The following is a 15,197-nucleotide window of genomic DNA, read 5'->3' as shown; positions in this document are numbered from 1 at the left end:
AATCAGAACCACTCTATCTCTTTGTTTTATCCGCATTTCCTGACGGAAGACCGCTCCGTACTTTTCCTGGAAATGCTCTAACAGGACAGACGATCATGATGCATTTCGCCTATACGGGCTCCGGCCCCTATTGCTACGCCAACTCTTTCGCAATGATGTTCGGCGCGCAGGCCCCCTCCACCGCGGTGATCGAATTTGCCACCAGCAGTCCGTTCGGCATGCAACTGCTCGGCGGCACCCTGCCGTTCTTCGACCCCTATGGCTGGGATCCGGAAGCCGGCTCTGAAGGCGCGCTTGCGGCGCTCGGCTGGACATCGACGCTCAGCAAGGGCGGCGATGCGGACGACGCGCTTTCCCGCCTGCGCGCAGCCCTCAAGGACGGACCGGTCTGGATCGGCCCCATCGAGATGGGGCATCTGCGCCACCAGCCGGGCATGAACGGACCGATCGACGCCGACCATTACGTCGTGGTGCTCGACATGGACGAGGACAGCGTGCTGATGCACGACCCGCAGGGCTACCCCTATGCGCGCCTGCCGCTCGCCAACTTCATGGCCGCCTGGCGCGCAGACACGCTGAGTTATGGTGACGCCTACACCATGCGGACCGACTTTGTCCGTATCGCCGAGATATCGGAAATCGAGACGATACGGGCGTCGATCCCGGCCGCCATCCACTGGCTGTCGATGGAGACGGACCTGCCCGTTCCTCCCGGAACCCTCGGCAATGCCGAAGCAGCCGAAACGCTCGCCGCGCGCGTCGCGACCGGTTGCGACAAGAACTTGCGCGCGCATCTGGTCCACTTCGCCATCCGGACCGGCGCCCGCCGCGCGGCCGACGCGGCCGCCTGCCTCGCACGGGCGGGTTACAACGAGGCGGCCCGCATTGCCGATGAACAGGCACGGCTCATCGGAGCGCTGCAGTATCCGCTGGTGGTGCGCAAGGACGCAGTCGCGGCGGCCACCTTGCGGGCACTCGCCCCGACCTATGACCGGATGAAGACCGCGCTGGAGCACGGTTGCTGATCTGCGATCGACCGCCGCTCGGGCCGTCGGCGCGGCCGGAGCGGCGGGACACGCGGTTATACGAGCAGTTCGGAAAAACTGCTTGCCCGTTCCGCGTTCTCACGCTTGAGCGGTTCGTAGTGCAGGCCGACCACGCCATTCTCGTAGGTGTCCGTGCCCATCAGCCGCAGATCATATCTGTCGGGAAGCTCATCGAACCAGGCGGCACCCGGGGACGTGACGGGATAGACGAAGAAGTGGAAGATATCGACGAGGCCGAGACCGATGACCGTCTGGGCCAGGCTGGCGCCGCCGGAAAGGTGAATATCGCCACCGGCGCGCGCCTTCAGATCCAGGAGATAGGCTGCCAGCAATTCGTCATCGTGGGCAACGACCTGCTCGACATTGTTCCATTCGGTCAGCGTCTGGCGTCCCGAGCGCGAGAAGACCAGTTTGCGATAGTCGTGCATCCTCCGCGCCATCTTGCGGTTGGTTTCGGTTCCCACGTCCTCCGACAGGGCGCCCGGCCAGTAGGATGCCATTTCCTCGTAGGTCACGCGGCCGACGAGTACGGTGTCATAGGTGGCGTAGAGCCGGTCGATCGCCCGATATTGGTCGTCGCCGACGCTACCGAGCCAGGCCAGCGGATCGTCGAGGCGACCGTTGAGCGTCGTCATCATCTGCAGGACAATCTTGCGCATGTCGACCTCCTCTACTGGGTTCTGCCCTCCACGAGCCGGGCAAGCTGCGCGATGACCGTGCCCCAGCCATCGTGAAAACCCATCTCCTCGTGCATGTTTCGGTCGGCGTTGCTCTTGTGCATGACGTGGGCGGCATAGTCCGTGCCCTCAGGATGATCCTTGAGTGTGATGATCGCCGTCATGAAAGGGTTTTCGGCCGGGCGCCACCCCGCGACCAGCGAATTGGTAAAGACAATGCGCTGGATGTCGTCGACCGCCAGAAAGCACGCATCCAGATGCGGCGTGAACGCACCGCCGCCTTCGCTGATCCTTGTGACGAAGGCGCCGCCCGGCCGCAGGCCCATATCGACCACCTGGCATCTGGCCGGCGCCGGAACCCACCATTGCTCGAAGCTGGCGGGATCGGTCCATGCATTCCAGATCGTCGGCCGCGGCGCCTTGATCAGGCGCGATATCGTCAGGTCGAGATCGGGGTTGTGAGATCGGATCATGTCATTTCTCCTTGTTCTCAGCTGATATCACGAACTGTTCAAGCCGATCGGTGCGGCCTTCCCAAAGGGCGCGCTGCTCCGACATCCACGCTTCGATGGCGGCAAACCGGCTCTTCTCGATGGTGCAGGTGCGCACCCGGCCCTGCTTCTCGGTGCGGATCAGGCCGCTGCCTTCGAGAAAATGGATGTGTTTCATGAACGACGGTAGCGCCATGTCGAACGGCTCTGCCAGATCGCTGATGCTGGCTGGCCCTCGACCGAGCCTCGCCAGCACGGAGCGCCTCGTGGGGTCGGCCAGGGCCTGAAAAATTCCGTCCAAAGGGCTCGAATACTGTTCCATAAGGCTAAGTATCATGACGAAACACTTAGCGCAACGGCTAACTGTTTGCCCTCCGCCGGCGACGCACCAACACCCGCGCAAGCTCCGCGCACATCAATGATCTGGGTCAGCGCACAAGGTTGCGACTAGCGACGGCTGAGTACGATGAAAAATTAACCCTTGGTGAAGAAATGGCGGACAGAGAGGGATTCGAACCCTCGATACGCTTTCACGTATACACGCGTTCCAGGCGTGCGCCTTCAACCACTCGGCCACCTGTCCATCCGTCAACAGCCGATGGTCATGCGGCTGGATGGGAAGGGCAAGGCCCTTCGTGTCATCCGGCGCGAACCGGCGGACGGGCGGGATATATACCGATGATTTGCGCGGGATCAACTGCTTTCTGACAGATTGTTGACATCTTATGAAACTTGGCAGCGAACGGCTGCCATTGCGCTTGTCGAACACGGGGCCTATCTCTTGCGGCAGAGTTGTTCGGCGCCTCCTTTCGAAGGCCGCCGGAACGTTGCACCATCCCGGATTGCCACGTTCTCCCCTCGCGCCGGCTTTGCCCTCAAGCAGGGGAACTGATGCCGTAAGACGGGAGCGACGGTTCGATCTGGGGCGATAGAGTTTGAGAAATGAGGGACCGATGCGCTTCGTGCTGCGACTGGCGAGCTTTGTGGTGCTGCTTGCGGCCGTCCTTGCGGGGGCTGTCGATGCCATCCAGTCCGTCGCAGCCTCCGAGCTGGTGATGACGTCGCTCGGCGACGATCTCGAAGCGCTTGGCCCCGACACCGCTAGCTGGGTGCTGTTCGCGCAGCGGACGGATACCGGGCCGATCCTCTGGCACACGGTGCTGCACTGGTTCTTTACGCAGCCGGCGTTTGCGGTGCTCGCCCTTCTCGCCCTCCTCCTGTGGATGGCCGGATACAAGAAGCGGCCGGCGGCCGGCCGTTTCGCTGCCTGATCATCGCGGGGTGCTCATCCCGCGTCGACCGACAAGGAGTTTCGTGATGTTCCTGATCGACATGTTCAACAAGAAGACCATCATGCCCGACGCGCAGACGGCACTGCGCGGGCGCGAGGACGCCATTCCGACCGCCGCCACGCATTTCGTCTCGGGACACCCGCTGAAGGGCCCCTACCCGGAAGGCATGGAAAAGATCCTGCTCGGCATGGGATGCTTCTGGGGCGCGGAGCGGCTGCTCTGGAATAAGCCGGGCGTGTATGTCACCGCGGCCGGCTATTCCGGCGGCATGACGCCGAACCCGACCTACCAGGAAACCACCACGGGACTGACCGGCCACACCGAGGTGGTGCTGGTGGTCTACGATCCGGAGGTGGTTCCGTTGTCGAGCCTGCTCAAGACCTTTTTCGAGGAACACGACCCGACCCAGGGCATGCGTCAGGGCAACGATATCGGCACGACCTATCGCTCCGCCATCTATGTCTATGACGACGCGCAGCTGAAGGAAGCGAAGGCCGCGCGCGATGCCTTCCAGGCGGCGCTGAAGAGATCGGGCCACACCGGCAAGATCACCACCGAGATCGCGAAGGCCGGCCCGTTGTATTTTGCCGAGGACTACCACCAGCAGTATCTGGCGAAGAACCCTGTTGGTTATTGCGCCCTGCGTGGCACCGGCGTCAGCTGCCCGATCGGCGCCTAGGGCCTATCGCGATCAGCGGGATCCGCCTGCTGCGTTTCAGGCTTTCGCTTTTGCGCATGTCGCGCACAACCCACTGTATACTCTTGCGCGATATGCTCTTGGCCTTTTACATGCTGCTGGTGTCCACCCCCCGCGCTAAAAGGTCAAGCGAACCGGCATTTTAACCCTGCTTGTGAATGCCGGTCGACATTTTTACCATCCGAAAAATTTTGAGTGTTTTTTTGCCGTGACCGTGCAAGGATGCGGCCACCCTAGCCCCCACGAGAGGGGTGGGTTCCGCAGACAGGTTCCATCCGGGGCCCGCGGGAGGACCCGATAAAGATCAATAGCGACAACAGGGCTGCACGATGAAAAAAACCATTCTCGGTCTCTTTGCCTTTTCCATGATGTCCGCGACGGCTCTGGCCGCCGACATCAAGCCGGCCATCATTTACGATCTGGGCGGCAAGTTCGACAAATCGTTCAACGAAGCCGCTTATAACGGCGCCGAAAAGTTCAAAACCGAATCGGGCGTCGAATACCGCGAATTCGAAATCGCCAACGATGCACAGCGCGAGCAGGCCCTGCGCCGCTTCGCCAGCGACGGCAACAACCCGATCGTCATGGCCGGCTTCAACTGGGCGGCACCGCTCGAAAAGATTGCCGGCGAATATCCGGACACCAAGTTCGCGATCATCGACATGGTGCTCGACAAGCCGAACGTGAAGTCGATCGTGTTCAAGGAACAGGAAGGCTCCTACCTCGTCGGCGTGCTCGCTGGTCTCGCTTCGAAGTCGAAGACCGTCAGCTTCGTCGGTGGCATGGACGTGCCGCTCATCCACAAGTTCGCCTGCGGCTATGTCGGCGGCGCGAAGTCGACCGGCGCTGACGTGAAGGTTCTCGAAGCCTACACCGGCACGACACCGGACGCCTGGAACGACCCGGTCAAGGGCGGCGAAATTGCCAAGTCGCAGATGGACCAGGGTTCGGACGTGGTCTACCACGCAGCCGGCGGCACGGGCGTTGGCGTCCTGCAGGCCGCTGCAGATGCCGGAAAGCTCGGCATCGGCGTCGACTCCAACCAGAACGGACTGCAGCCGGGCAAGGTTCTGACCTCGATGCTGAAGCGCGTCGACGTCGCCGTCTACGAAGCCTTCACTGCTGCCAAGAACGACAAGTTCGAGTTCGGCATCTCCAATCTCGGCCTCAAGGAAGATGGCGTCGGCTACTCGCTCGACGACAACAACAAGGCTCTGATCACCCCGGAAATGCTCGATGCGGTCGAGAAGGTGAAAGCCGAGATCATCGCCGGCAAGGTCCAGGTGCACGACTACATGAGCGACGAAGCCTGCCCCTACTAAGGGCTTCCGCCTGAAAATGAGAAAGGCCGCCGTTCGCTAGAACCGGCGGCCTTTTTATTTCCCTGTCCTGCGGAGCCATTGAGCCGCGCCATCTCCCTGGCTTTGCGCATTTCCTGACGCAAAGCCGCTTCGCACTTTTCCTGGAAAAGCTCTAGTAATGCGGCGGCCGGGTGATCGGAGGCGCATCGATCGATTGCTCCTCGAGGCTGAGGAAGCGTTCCGTCAGCCGGTCGAGCTTTGCTCGGGTCTGTTCGACCACTTTCCATTGCTCGGCAAGTTGGTCGGAAAGCTCTTCGATCGTCTTGGCCTGGTGAGCCACCGTCTCTTCAAGGCGGGTGACCCGGTCTTCGGCGTTGTTCATTTCAGCTGCTCCGTCCTGTCGCGGCCATCCCGGCGGGCGACGCCTGCAGCGCCGTACGTCTTCAGACGCACAAAGGTCGCTGTATCACTCTGAATAGCTGCATGTCGGTATTCCTAAATCGAACAAGATTAAGGAAACATGCAGCGGGGGATTTGCCGGCAGATTGGCCAGCGGATGTCCGCTGTCAAGCAGATTGCGTCTCAGGGCCTGGCCGTGGCCCCTCGCGTCAGCGAAAATCCCGGATCGCTTGCCGACAGCCTCTTGTGCAGGTGCACCATCATGCCGGCGGCAAAGAGCGGCGTCAGCAGGTTGAGCAGCGGTACGGCGAGAAACGCCGCAAGGATCAACCCGGCCAGGAACACGGTCGAGCGGTGCTTGGCGCGGAAAAGCCGCGCCTCCGCCGGCGACCGGTAGCGCATGGCGGCAAACTCGAAGAACTCCCGCCCCAGCAGGTAACCGTTGACGAGGAAGAAGGCGATCAGGTTGACGCCGGGCACGAGCAGCAGGAACAGCGCCAATATGTTGCCGAGAATGACGACGCCGAGGAACTTGGCGGAGCCGGCAATCGCCTCTCCGAGCGGCAAGGGCCTGCCCGCCGGCTCGCTCGGATAGTCGCGCGCCTCGACCACGTCCGCGACATCGTCAAGGAAGAAGCCGGCGATCAGCGCCGTCACCGGCGCTAGCAGCAGGGCCAGGGCCAGCGCCAGCCCGAGGCTCGCGAAGATGCCGAGCACGAAGGTGAGCCAACCCGCCCAGGCGGGCGTGCCAGGCATCAACGCATCGAGCCATGGCAAAGCAAGCCAGATGAAGAGTTCGCGCAGGCCGAACCACAGTGCTGCGAGCGCCAGAAGCGTCAGGCCGAGCACTTTCCAGAACACCGAACGGGTCTCCGGTGCAAAGAGATTGGCAAAAGAAAGCCGCGCCGCGTCCAATATCATCAAATCTCTCCAGTGCCGGGCAGGGTTCGATGAGGCATGTAGGCAAACGCCTTCGTATCGACAAGGCAGGACGGCCGGCATCATCTGCTTTCGGCAAAATTCCTGCGGCGAAGACGGACGAACCATGGCAAACGCCACGGGGAGCGATATGGTAGAGCTTGTTGCACAAAACTGTGCAGGGGTTTTGCGCGACATGCGCAAGAACAACGACTTAATGCGCAGTCAGCGAATCCTGGAGATCGCGACACGCTTTAGATCAAAAGCCTGCCCACGCGGGCCAACGGAAGGACGAGCTGCCGCTGGCGGCAGGCGGACAAGGGGAGACCATGACCAGACAGAAAACGCTCGCCGGGCTTTCGGTACTCGTCCAGGAAGGCAAGCTCGACCCGGTCACGCTTGCAGAGCAAACACTTGCCGGCATCGCGGCGCACGGCGATCAGTCGATCTTTGTCGGCATCACCCGCGAACGCGCGCTTAAGGAGGCCTCGGCGGCCTCCGCCCGGCTTCGTGCGGGCCGATCGCTCGGCCTGCTCGATGGTCTTCCGGTCGCCTGGAAGGATCTCTTCGACGTCAAGGGCAGCGTGACGACCGCGGGTTCCGCGGTCCTGCGGGACACCCCGCCTGCTGGCAGTGACGCCGCCGTGGTCGGCGCGGTTGCCGGTGCCGGCATGGTCAGCGTCGGGCGAACCAACATGAGCGAGTTCGCCTTCTCCGGCCTCGGCATCAATCCGCATTACGGCACGCCGCACAACCCGGCCTCGACCGATGTCGAGCGCATCCCCGGCGGCTCCTCGTCGGGCGCGGCGGCGGCGGTCGCGGCCGGTCTCGTGCCCGCGGCAATCGGTACCGATACTGGCGGCTCCGTCCGAATCCCGGCGGCCATGACCGGCATCATCGGCTACAAAGCGACGCGCGGCCGCTATTCGATGAAGGGCGTCTTCCCGCTCGCCGAAAGCCTCGATTCGCTCGGGCCTCTCTGTCATACGGTGCAGGATGCGGTCTGGCTCGACGCCGCCATGCATGGACTGACCGCACCGGTGGTTCGCCGCGGCGCGATCGCCGGCCTCTCGATCGTCATCCCCGAAACCATCGTCTTCGACGAGGCGGAAAACGAAGTCGTCGAAGCCTTCGAGGATGCGGTCAAGCGGCTGGAAAAGGCCGGCGCCACGGTCACCCGCCGCGCCTTTCCGACGTTCAAGGCGGTGTTCGATCTGATGGCGCGCCACGGCGCGCTCGTCACCGCCGAAGCCTTCGCACTTCACCGGGAGCGCCTGGCAGGCTCCGAGGCCGAACGCATCGATCCGCGTGTCGTCGCGCGCACCAGGCTCGGCGAGAAGATCACCATGCCTGACTATATCGCGCTTCTCGATGCGCGCGACCAGCTGATCCATGAAACGGTCGAGAGCCTGAAGCCGGGCGAACTCATCGTCCATCCGACATTGCCGCATGTCGCGCCGCCGTTGGCGCCGTTGCTGGCCGACGACGAGCTGTTCTTCAAGACCAACGCCACGACGCTGCGCAACACGCTCATCGGCAACTTCCTCGATTTCTGCGGCATCTCGATCCCCTGCGGCACCGGTGCCGGCGAAATGCCCGTGGGCCTGCAGTTGGCTGCACCGCACCATCAGGACGACCGGTTGCTCTCGATCGCACTTGCCGCCGAAGCCGTGATCCGGGGAGAGGCATGATCGTCTGTTTCGATATCGGCGGATCGGCGATCAAGGGGGCGATCGTGCATTCGCGCGAACGGATCTTTCCGCTGCCGCGCCGCACGACGCCGCTCAACAATTTCCGCCAGTTCGTCCAAACGCTCGAATCCGTGCTCGACGAAGCCGGCGGCCACCCGGAATGCGTGGCGATCTCGATTACCGGCGTCATCGACCCGGAGACGCGCCGGATCAAATGCGCCAACATCCCCTGCATCGACGGCCGCGAACTGGTGGCCGAGCTCGAGCGCGAGCTGCACCTGCCGATCAAGATCGCCAATGACGCCGACTGTTTCGCCCTTGCCGAAGCGGGCGCCGGCGCCGGCCGGGGTCACCGCATCGTCTTCGGGGCGATCCTCGGCACCGGTGTCGGCGGCGGCTTGGTGGTCGACGGCCAGTTGATCAACGCCGACGGCGGCTTTGCCGGCGAATGGGGACATGGACCGGCACTTGCCGCGGAAGCGGGTGAACCGCCGATCGCCATCCCCGCCTATGCCTGCGGCTGCGGCCAGCGGCGCTGCGTCGACACGGTCGGCGGCGCGCGCGGGCTCGAACGACTGCACGACACCGTGCACGGCAAGACCATGTCGAGCCATGAGATCATCGAGGCGTGGCTCAAGGGCGACACGGAAGCGAAACGCACCGTCGAGATTCTTGTCGATCTCGTCAGCTCACCGCTGGCGCTCGTCATCAACACCACGGGAGCGACGATCGTACCTGTCGGCGGCGGTCTTTCCAACGTTGAACCGCTGCTTGAGGGGATCGATCTGGCGGTTCGTAGCCGGATTCTGCGGCAGTTCAAACGGCCGCTCGTCGTGCGCGGCGAGTGTCAGGTCGAGCCCGGCCTGATCGGCGCAGCCCTGCTCGGCCTTGGAGGAGAAAAGGCATGAATGGCATCGGACTTGAGGTTTGCGTCGACGACGCCGACGGGCTTGCCGCGGCGATCGAGGGCGGGGCGGACCGGATCGAACTCTGCGCAGCACTTTCCGTCGGCGGGCTGACGCCGACCGCCGGGTTGATGGCACTCGCCGGGCCGCCACGGGTACCCGTCTATGTCATGGTCCGGCCGCGGCCGGGCGACTTCGTCTTTGGCGCCGCCGATCTCGACATGATGCGCCGCGATATCGATGCGGTGCGCGATGCCGGACTTGCCGGCGTCGTTCTCGGTGCGTCGCTTACCGATGGCCAGCTCGATGCGCCCATGCTCCGAAAACTGACGGGCCATGCCGCAGGCCTCGGCCTCACCTTGCACCGCGCCTTCGACCTGGTGCCAGATTTCAAGGACGCAATCGAACTTGCGGTTGAACTCGGCTTTGAGCGGATCCTGACATCCGGAGGCGCGAGGAGCGCGCCACAGGCCATCGAGAAGCTGGCGGAGCTTGTCGAGCTGGCAGGTGGGCGGCTTTCGATCATGCCTGGTTCCGGCGTGACGCTTGAAACCGTCGATGCGCTGCTTGCCCGACTGCCCGTCACGGAAGTGCATTCATCCTGCTCGATCCGTGAGCCGGCTCATGATCGGCGACTGGTCGAGATGGGCTTCGTGACCGAGGATCGGCGCCGCACGGATGTGGCGACCGTTCAGGCGATGAAAGCGCGGCTTTCGGCGGGGTAGGACGTTCGCGCGTCGGATCTTCGCCACGCTTTCAGTTCACGCTAAAGAAAGGCCCGACGATCACTCCGATCGTCGGGCCTCAATTTTTCGATAGATCGGTGATCAGGCTGCGTAGACCTGGTTGCCGCCAATCCAAGTCGATCCCATGGCGAGTTCTGATGTCAGAAGCACGAAATCCGCATCTGCCCCGGGCAGAACACGGCCCTTGTGCGAGGAGATGCCCATGGCGTCGGCGGGATAGGCCGATGCCATGCGAAGGGCTTCCTCGACCGGTAGGCCGAGCTTTTCGTGCACGAAGCGCACCGACGAGAGCATGTCGATATCGGCGCCGGCAAGCGTGCCGTCGGCGAGCGTCAGACGACCGCCGTGGCGCAGGATCTCGCGGCCATTGAGCTCGAAGCTCGTCATGTCCGTTCCAATCGGCGACATCGCGTCGGTCACCAGGAAGATCTGGCCCGGGCCGGTCTTGGCCCGCAGCGCCACACCCATCGAGGCGGGGTCGACATGGTAGCCGTCGGCGATCAGGCCCGCGTGCAGGGTGCCTGTCGCAAGGGCTGCACCGACGACGCCAGGCTCGCGATGACCGAGACCGCTCATGGCGTTGAACAGATGCGTCACCGTCTTCGCCCCTGCCTTGGCATAGGACACGGCGGTCTCATAGCCGACATCCGTATGGCCGAGGCTGACGATGGCGCCGGCGTCGGCAAGGGCTCGAACCTGCTCTTTGGTCGCATTTTCCGGTGCGACCGTGACCATGAGGGTGCCGAGCGCCCTGGCGCAGTCGAGCATCTCCTTGAGGTCGGCGTCATCCATCGGTCGGATCAGCGCTGGATCGTGCGCGCCCTTTCGTGCGACCGAAAGATGCGGACCTTCCAGATGCAGGCCGAGGAAGCCGGGCACGCCGGCCGCCTTGGCCTGAAGGCCGGCGGCGATCGTTGCCGTGCGGACTTCGCGCGTATCGGTGATCAGCGTCGGCAGAAGTGCGGTCGTACCGAACTTCGCATGGGCCGAACAGATCTGGCGGATGCTTTCCAGCGTCGGCTGCGCGTTGAGAAGCGCCCCGCCGCCGCCGTTGACCTGCAGGTCGATGAAGCCGGGCACCAGCAGCAGGCCGTGGGCATCGACGATCGTGGCACCGGCCGGCAGATCGCCGGCTGCCACGATGGCCTTGACACGACCCGCCTCGATCAAGAGAGCGGCGCCGTCATGCCATTCGATACCATCGAACAGGCGGGCGCCGATGATTGCCTTCTTCTCGGTCATCTCGTCTCCGTTACCTTCTTGAGGCTTGCCGGTGCGTCGGGATTGAGACCGCGCGAGCGCGACCAGGCTTCGACGAAGCCATAGAACGGCAGGATCAGGGTCAGCGCGTCGGTGATCGGGTGTCCCGTCTCGACGAACGGCAGGCGCTTGGCCTTGCCGGCGCGGTTCGACGTCACATGGACCACGGCGCCCTTCTCGGCCATGCCGTCGGCGATCTCGGCGACGGACCCTTCGGCCGCATCGCGCGCCGCAAGCGTCAGCACCGGGAACTTGGCGCCGACAAGCGCCACCGGTCCATGCAGCACTTCGGCGGCCGAATAGGCTTCCGCATGCATGCCCGAAGTTTCCTTGAACTTCAGCGCCGCTTCGCTGGCGATCGCCAGCGCCGGGCCACGGCCAAGCACGTAGAGCGATTCGGCCTCGCCGAGATCGGCGGCGAACTCATGCCAATCCAGCTTCACCGCCTTGGCGAACTGGTTCGGCAGATCGGCCACGGCGCGCTGCAACGCCGCGTCGCCGGTCCATTCGCCGAGAACGGCAAGGCCGGCGACGATGGAGTTGACATAGGACTTGGTTGCAGCAACGGCGATTTCCGGGCCGGCGAGAATGTCGAGCGGATGGGTGCATGCCTTCGAGATCGGTGACGGCAGGGTGTTGGTAAGTGCGATTGATACGGCGCCGGCATCGGTTGCGGCCTGGGCCATCGCGACGATATCCGGGCTCTTGCCCGATTGCGAAATCGCAATTGCCGCCGCGCCACCGAGCTTCAGCTTGGCGCCATAGATCGACGCGAGCGACGGCCCGAGCGAAGCGACCGGTCGACCGGCCTGCAGCTCGATCGCATATTTCAGGAACAGGGCGGCATGGTCCGAAGAACCGCGCGCGATCGTCACCAGGAAAGCCGGGTCCTTGGCGCGCAGCGCTGCGCCGGCCTGCTTCAGGGCCTCGGAAGAATGCTCGAGCAGTCGGGCCGCCGCTTCGGGGATCTCGTCGATTTCTCGGCGCATGTTGGTCTGCATGGTCAATTCCTTTCTTGCGGAGCGACGGTCAGGATTCCGACAGGGTCAGTTCCGCGACAAAATCATAGGCGTCGCCCCGATAGAGCGAGCGGGTGAATTCGACGACGCGTCCCGATGCGAGATAGGAGACGCGTTCGATGGAAAGGCCGGCAGAGCCGACGGCGACGCCGAGCATGGAGGCGTCCGGATCCTTGATGTTGCAGGCGGAGATGCGCTGCACGGCGCGCACCGGCCGGGAACGGGTCTTGTCGAGCGCGGTATAGAGCGACGAGGTGACAGCCTGCGGATCCGGCAGGAATTCGGCCGAGATGCTGGCGCGCTCGATCGCGAGCGGCATGTCGTCAGCGATGCGCAGACGCCCGAGCCTGGCCACCAACGCGTCGGCCGGCAGGCCGAGCGCCATCATCTCATCCGGCGACGGATGATACAGGCCTCGCTCCAGCCAGCGGGCATGAGTGTTGAGACCACGGCGCGCCATGTCCTCGGTAAACGAGGTCAGCCGCGACAGCGATTGCTGCACCTTGGAGACCGGCTTGACGACAAAAGTGCCGGAGCCGTGGCGCCGCACCAGCAAGCCGTCGCGCACGAGATCGTCGACGGCCTTGCGCACGGTCACGCGGCTGATATTGGCGTAATCGGCCAAATCGCGCTCCGGCGGCAGGGCGTCGCCATGATTGAGCTTGCCCGACTGGATCGCGTCTTCCAGCGATTGCCGCAGTTTCAGATAGAGCGGACCGGATCCACCGGCCTGCAGGCCTTCGAGCGGCAGAATGGCAGCGAGATGATCGGTCATGCGCCGACCTCCGAGCGGGAGCCGAAGCGCTGTGCGGCGAGTGCGACGGCGCCGGTGAGCGCGTCGGCCTCGGCTTCGACAAAAAACGGCTGGTGGCGCTCGGCAAGCCAGGGACGATAGAGCGGCGCGAGGCCACCGAGCAGGCAGAGCTTGCGCCCGCCCCGGGCGACCACGACGTCTAGCGCCTCGTCGACCGTGATCGCCGCAGTCTTGAGCAGACGCACGGCGACGGGATCGCCCGCCTGCGCCGCTTCGAAGACACGCGGGGCATAGCGGCCGAACTCACCCGGCTTTGCCAGGCGCGCGAAATCGACGACAGCACTCGGATCGTTCCTGAACTCGGCCATGACGGAATCGGTTATCGGCGACGCCTCATGGATGCCATCGAAGGCAAGCAGGCTTTCCTGCAAAAGCGCATGGCCGATGCGTGCGCCACTGCCATGATCGCCGATCGTGAAGCCCCAGCCGCCGACATAGCTGACGATGTCGGCCTGCCGCAGGATATAGATGCTGCCGGTGCCGAGAATGGCGACGGCGCCGTCCTCGTCGCCGAGCGCGCCCTGCAGGGCAATCAGACCATCCGATTCGATATCGGCTGCGGCAAACGGCAGGCGTCGCTTCACATAATGCACGGCATCGCCGACATTGTGCCCGGCGACGCCGACAATTGCGCGCGCCTCGGCGATACCAGAGGGATCAAGACCGGCTTCTTCAAATGCCGCCCGCGCAGCGTCGCCAATATGGGCGAGCGCCGTTTCAGGATCCGTCAGAATGTTGGCTGCACCAGCCTTGCCGCGGCCGAGAATACGTCCATCCCCCGCAGCCACAGCCGCCCGGCAGCTTGTTCCGCCGCCATCGATTCCTATTAGGTAGTTTGGCATGAGCACCTCCGCCCATAGAGGATACCAAAAAAATACCAATAACCAAGTCCGAATTGGTCTCGATATCCAATTTTGAAATAATGCATTGAATAACAACGGATAATTTCAGAGATTGGTTTTTTTTGACGCCAAAATGTAATTTCTCCTAGACAATTGGTATTTTTTTGGCATTAATTCACCCAGAGGAGACACAACCTATGCCTTCAGTGAAGACCGAAGAGCGTCACGACAACGCCAAAGGCCTGGATGTCATGCATCCGGCGCTGGCGCTTCGGCTGCTCGCATCCGGACAACAGGCGGCAGCAAAGGTCGTGGACGCCGCGATTGAGCAGATTTCCGCTGCTGCGTCCCTGGCTGCAGAAACGCTCGCCTCCGGCAAGCGTCTCGCCTATGCCGGCGCCGGCAGCTCAGGCCTGATGGCCATGGCCGATGCGCTGGAACTTCCCGGCACCTACGGCATCCCCCAGGACCAGATCGTCATTCTGCTTGCAGGCGGCGCCGCCAGTCTCAATGACCTCGCCGGCGGCTACGAAGACGACATGGATCTGGCGCGCGAAGACGTCCGCAAGGCCGGCATCACCGCGGGCGACTGTCTGGTTTCAGTGTCGGCCAGCGGCTCGACACCCTATGCGCTGGCCGCAGCCGACGAAGCGCGCAAGCTCGGCGCAAAAGTCATCGCCGTTGCCAACAATCCGGGCGCAGCTCTTTTCAACGACGCGAATGTCGCCATTCTGCTGCAGACGCCGCCGGAAGTCGTTTCCGGCTCGACGCGCATGGGTGCCGGCACGGCACAGAAGATCGCCTTCAACATGTTCTCGACGCTGGTCGGCATCCATCTCGGCCACGTGCTCGACGGCCACATGGTCAATCTGCGCGCCGACAACATCAAGCTGCACGGCCGCGCCGTTCGCATCGTCACCGACATTACCGGTGTTGGCGCATCCGAGGCCGGCCGGCTGATCAATGCCGCATCCGGCTCGGTCAAGATCGCCATCCTGCTGGCATCGGGCGCGAAGGACGTGGCGGCAGCCGAAGCGGCGCTCAACCAGACCAAGCAGAACCTGCGCCGGGCGATCGATATCGTTTCGGCCTGAGATAA

General features: G+C 63.6%; 17 protein-coding genes and 1 tRNA gene. 8 read left to right on the top strand and 10 right to left on the bottom strand.

Features of this window, described 5'->3' with window-relative positions; all coding sequences use genetic code 11:
* The first annotated feature begins 95 nt into the window (after positions 1-95).
* Complete coding sequence (locus C6558_RS00485) at positions 96-1,025, top strand: hypothetical protein (RefSeq protein WP_025425468.1); 930 nt, start codon at positions 96-98, stop codon at positions 1,023-1,025.
* 56 nt (positions 1,026-1,081) lie between these two features.
* On the opposite strand, the gene C6558_RS00480 is transcribed toward C6558_RS00485, so the two are convergent.
* The 4 genes from C6558_RS00480 to C6558_RS00465 form a co-directional block, all read right to left on the bottom strand.
* Positions 1,082-1,705, bottom strand: a complete 624-nt coding sequence (locus C6558_RS00480; RefSeq protein WP_025425467.1) for a dihydrofolate reductase family protein — start codon at positions 1,703-1,705, stop codon at positions 1,082-1,084.
* Between the two features lie 11 nt (positions 1,706-1,716).
* A complete protein-coding gene (locus C6558_RS00475; RefSeq protein WP_025425466.1) occupies positions 1,717-2,196 on the bottom strand; it encodes an SRPBCC family protein in 480 nt (159 codons plus the stop codon).
* A gap of 1 nt (position 2,197) precedes the next feature.
* Positions 2,198-2,536, bottom strand: coding sequence for a helix-turn-helix transcriptional regulator (locus C6558_RS00470; RefSeq protein ID WP_038576608.1), 339 nt, complete (start codon positions 2,534-2,536; stop codon positions 2,198-2,200).
* A gap of 171 nt (positions 2,537-2,707) precedes the next feature.
* Positions 2,708-2,797, bottom strand: a tRNA-Ser gene (locus tag C6558_RS00465).
* A 370-nt stretch (positions 2,798-3,167) separates the two neighbouring features.
* Here C6558_RS00465 and C6558_RS00460 point away from each other — a divergent pair.
* From C6558_RS00460 to C6558_RS00450, 3 genes are all read left to right on the top strand, one after another.
* A complete protein-coding gene (locus C6558_RS00460; RefSeq protein ID WP_025425464.1) occupies positions 3,168-3,485 on the top strand; it encodes a hypothetical protein in 318 nt (105 codons plus the stop codon).
* 46 nt (positions 3,486-3,531) lie between these two features.
* On the top strand, positions 3,532-4,185 hold the full coding sequence (gene msrA / locus C6558_RS00455; protein ID WP_025425463.1) for a peptide-methionine (S)-S-oxide reductase MsrA: 654 nt from the start codon (positions 3,532-3,534) through the stop codon (positions 4,183-4,185).
* A 347-nt stretch (positions 4,186-4,532) separates the two neighbouring features.
* Positions 4,533-5,525, top strand: a complete 993-nt coding sequence (locus C6558_RS00450) for a BMP family protein (protein ID WP_025425462.1) — start codon at positions 4,533-4,535, stop codon at positions 5,523-5,525.
* A 151-nt stretch (positions 5,526-5,676) separates the two neighbouring features.
* Here the strand turns inward: C6558_RS00450 and C6558_RS00445 are convergent, their stop codons facing one another.
* Both C6558_RS00445 and C6558_RS00440 read right to left on the bottom strand, forming a co-directional pair.
* Positions 5,677-5,886, bottom strand: coding sequence for a SlyX family protein (locus C6558_RS00445; RefSeq protein ID WP_025425461.1), 210 nt, complete (start codon positions 5,884-5,886; stop codon positions 5,677-5,679).
* A gap of 200 nt (positions 5,887-6,086) precedes the next feature.
* On the bottom strand, positions 6,087-6,824 hold the full coding sequence (locus tag C6558_RS00440; RefSeq protein WP_057204371.1) for a sulfate transporter family protein: 738 nt from the start codon (positions 6,822-6,824) through the stop codon (positions 6,087-6,089).
* A gap of 326 nt (positions 6,825-7,150) precedes the next feature.
* Between C6558_RS00440 and C6558_RS00435 the strand changes: the two genes are divergently transcribed.
* Genes C6558_RS00435 through C6558_RS00425 form a run of 3 tightly spaced genes read left to right on the top strand, consistent with a single transcriptional unit; the run spans position 7,151 to position 10,142 of the window.
* Positions 7,151-8,512: an amidase gene (locus C6558_RS00435; RefSeq protein WP_025425459.1), complete on the top strand. Its 1,362-nt coding sequence runs from the start codon at positions 7,151-7,153 to the stop codon at positions 8,510-8,512.
* Positions 8,509-9,420 carry an ROK family protein gene (locus tag C6558_RS00430; protein ID WP_025425458.1) on the top strand — a complete coding sequence of 304 codons (912 nt, stop codon included), beginning with the start codon at positions 8,509-8,511 and terminating at the stop codon, positions 9,418-9,420. Before C6558_RS00435 ends, C6558_RS00430 begins: the two co-directional genes overlap by 4 nt.
* Complete coding sequence (locus C6558_RS00425; RefSeq protein WP_057204376.1) at positions 9,417-10,142, top strand: copper homeostasis protein CutC; 726 nt, start codon at positions 9,417-9,419, stop codon at positions 10,140-10,142. Before C6558_RS00430 ends, C6558_RS00425 begins: the two co-directional genes overlap by 4 nt.
* A 102-nt stretch (positions 10,143-10,244) precedes the next feature.
* Here C6558_RS00425 and nagA read toward each other — a convergent pair whose 3' ends face one another.
* From nagA to C6558_RS00405, 4 genes are read right to left on the bottom strand one after another with little or no spacing between them, the layout of a single operon-like run.
* The gene (nagA, locus tag C6558_RS00420; protein ID WP_025425456.1) at positions 10,245-11,405 is read right to left on the bottom strand and encodes an N-acetylglucosamine-6-phosphate deacetylase; all 1,161 of its coding nucleotides are present in this window, start codon (positions 11,403-11,405) and stop codon (positions 10,245-10,247) included.
* Entirely contained in the window at positions 11,402-12,424 is a 1,023-nt protein-coding gene (locus C6558_RS00415; RefSeq protein WP_025425455.1) for an SIS domain-containing protein, read from the bottom strand. The genes nagA and C6558_RS00415 overlap by 4 nt, the downstream gene beginning before the upstream one ends.
* A 28-nt stretch (positions 12,425-12,452) precedes the next feature.
* Positions 12,453-13,217 carry a GntR family transcriptional regulator gene (locus C6558_RS00410; RefSeq protein ID WP_025425454.1) on the bottom strand — a complete coding sequence of 255 codons (765 nt, stop codon included), beginning with the start codon at positions 13,215-13,217 and terminating at the stop codon, positions 12,453-12,455.
* Positions 13,214-14,098, bottom strand: a complete 885-nt coding sequence (locus C6558_RS00405) for an N-acetylglucosamine kinase (RefSeq protein WP_025425453.1) — start codon at positions 14,096-14,098, stop codon at positions 13,214-13,216. The genes C6558_RS00410 and C6558_RS00405 overlap by 4 nt, the downstream gene beginning before the upstream one ends.
* Positions 14,099-14,295: 197 nt before the next feature.
* Here C6558_RS00405 and C6558_RS00400 point away from each other — a divergent pair, with 197 nt between their 5' ends.
* Complete coding sequence (locus C6558_RS00400; protein ID WP_107026812.1) at positions 14,296-15,192, top strand: N-acetylmuramic acid 6-phosphate etherase; 897 nt, start codon at positions 14,296-14,298, stop codon at positions 15,190-15,192.
* Positions 15,193-15,197 lie beyond the last annotated feature (5 nt).

The sequence above is a fragment of the Ensifer sp. NM-2 genome, from assembly GCF_003024455.1.
Lineage (GTDB): Bacteria > Pseudomonadota > Alphaproteobacteria > Rhizobiales > Rhizobiaceae > Ensifer > Ensifer canadensis.
This window is presented reverse-complemented; position numbering and strand designations above follow the sequence as displayed.